This window comes from Collimonas antrihumi (genome assembly GCF_018304965.1).
In the GTDB taxonomy this organism is placed as follows: Bacteria; Pseudomonadota; Gammaproteobacteria; order Burkholderiales; family Burkholderiaceae_D; genus Collimonas; species Collimonas antrihumi.
Genome location: NZ_JAGQED010000058.1, coordinates 1 through 2,015, shown reverse-complemented (window position 1 = coordinate 2,015; position 2,015 = coordinate 1). Strand labels below are relative to the sequence as shown.

At 46.5% G+C, this 2,015-nt stretch carries 3 protein-coding genes; all 3 read right to left on the bottom strand.

What is annotated here, in order from left to right; translation table 11 throughout:
- Positions 1 to 240: 240 nt before the first annotated feature.
- From KHU29_RS21940 to KHU29_RS21930, 3 genes are read right to left on the bottom strand one after another with little or no spacing between them, the layout of a single operon-like run.
- Positions 241 to 939, bottom strand: coding sequence for a hypothetical protein (locus tag KHU29_RS21940; protein ID WP_211455450.1), 699 nt, complete (start codon positions 937 to 939; stop codon positions 241 to 243).
- Positions 940 to 1,506 carry a PAAR domain-containing protein gene (locus tag KHU29_RS21935; protein WP_211455449.1) on the bottom strand — a complete coding sequence of 189 codons (567 nt, stop codon included), beginning with the start codon at positions 1,504 to 1,506 and terminating at the stop codon, positions 940 to 942.
- Positions 1,503 to 1,814: a helix-turn-helix domain-containing protein gene (locus KHU29_RS21930; RefSeq protein ID WP_211455448.1), complete on the bottom strand. Its 312-nt coding sequence runs from the start codon at positions 1,812 to 1,814 to the stop codon at positions 1,503 to 1,505. Before KHU29_RS21930 ends, KHU29_RS21935 begins: the two co-directional genes overlap by 4 nt.
- Positions 1,815 to 2,015: the final 201 nt, after the last annotated feature.

Here is a 2,015-nt window from a genome sequence, read left to right as displayed (position 1 = left end):
ATCAACGGGGATGAGGCTAGGTGCTTTCTGCTTCTTCGGTTTCTTTGTGGTCATTACGTCGGTCATGGAATTTCCCTTTCGGTATTATTTCATAACCCCGTTCACACAGAAAATCTGACAGGCTCGGTAAAGACAGAGTTTTTATCTGTCTTTGACAGGATGAAATAGCAAGTAAGTGCAGCCGCATTGAGTAGGATAAGACCGTCTATCACATAGCCGAAAAGCACTGCTGCTGTGTTTCTATCGTAGTCCTTCACTATAAAGCCTTTCTGCCAACTCTTTCCAACGCCTGGGACTGTCGTTGGTTACATGTGCGTAATAAAAATGGCCCTCGCCACGACCCGCTGTCATTTGTTCTCCAAGAGCAGGAGTCGCACCAAGAAGCGCTGCTTGCGACATACCTGCATAGATTTTATCTCCAAACTGCGTCAGATCTATTATTACAACTTTCTTGATATTTTTTTGAGCCTTTAGCTTTATCAAAAAATCTTTATCGACGGGCGAGCCTATCAATACCAGATGATCAATGATATTTCCCTGTTTCGCGTAAGACCAAGCCGTCTGTGCGGCAAGTAATGATCCGTAGCTATATCCAATTATGTTGAACTGAGTAGACGGTACATCCATTCCACTCGAGATTACCCAGTCATCGTTATCTTCAAAACGAATGAATAGTCCTGATCGTACTGCGTCAACCAGTGTGCCTGCAGTGGAGCCGATATTTTGTGTCGCGGAGTGTGTTAGGCCAACAGAAACATTGGTAATTCCCGCGCTTCTAAACGCTTGTAGTTGCGGCTTAATGTAGCTTCCATCAAGGCCAGCGCCGCCCCAATATAGCGTGCCCCGTGGTCTTTTGATGTAGATTTTTACTGGTTTGGTGTCACTGCGTAAAGTCATTGCTGCCGTTACGACTGCTATGGGCACTAGTGGTAGCGGCATTCAAATTTCCTCTCCGAATATTTCAATCTTGATTTCTTCGGCTTCATTAGATGTAATTTTTTTGGTGAAGCCAGAAGTATCCGTATACCCTGCGATAACGCCGCTAGGGCAATGTATTTTGTAGAACCGATTTTTCAATATCTCACCAGTTTTTTCATCGATGAGTTGAAAGAACTGATCAAACTTCATGGCGTGATCTTCGTTCGGAGAAAGTCCTGCGTCAGTAGTAGTTAAGCCAATTGTTTCGCCTAAATGCAAACACCACGCCGCCGTAGTATCGACAGTCATGCCGTAGTTCCTGCGGCCAACGAGGAACACAGGATGGCGGGGACATTTGCAGATGCAAATATCGCCACTTAACGCTATTTGCACCCCCATATCTTTACGCGATATGCGAGGCCCGACACATTTAAGGACGCCCGTTGTTTTACATACGGGACAGAACACGTCAGAACCTTCGTGGGCGTCGTTTTTACCGCGATGCTTGGAACGTGCGCCAGTCATAATCACCGCACCATTGTCGGCCGTGTCGCCGACGACTAGGTAGTATCGAGTGATGGAAGTCATGTGTCATGCTTTCTGATCTGCTGGCGGAACATAGCCCACTTGCAAAAATCCAGGGACCGGGAGCATACCACTTCGAATAGCAATTTCAGTTGTTCATCGAGGTTTCGTTCACTAACGCCAAAAAGAAGCGCATCGGAACTCATGTTCAGCGCCAAAGCGATGCGCTTGAATACATCAATCGTGGGTTGCGAAAATCCTGATTCGTAACGCTTCAATTGTGAAACGTGAATACCGATCATGTCGGCCATTTGTTGTTGCGTGAAACCCTGCTTCTTGCGAAACGAGTGTAATCGTTGAGAAAAATCCATGACATTTGGCGGAATAGAGGAATTGTGATGATCAGGTGTAAGGTCTAATTCCCCGACGGCTTTATGCACCGTAGTGTAGTGGTCAAGTAAATTCGGACACGACGATAGGTTTGTTTGCTGCCATGTTCCGTTCGTAGACGGAGGGCGGCAGATTGCCCAGAACTGAATGCAAACGTTCGTTGTTGTAGAAGCCGACGATGT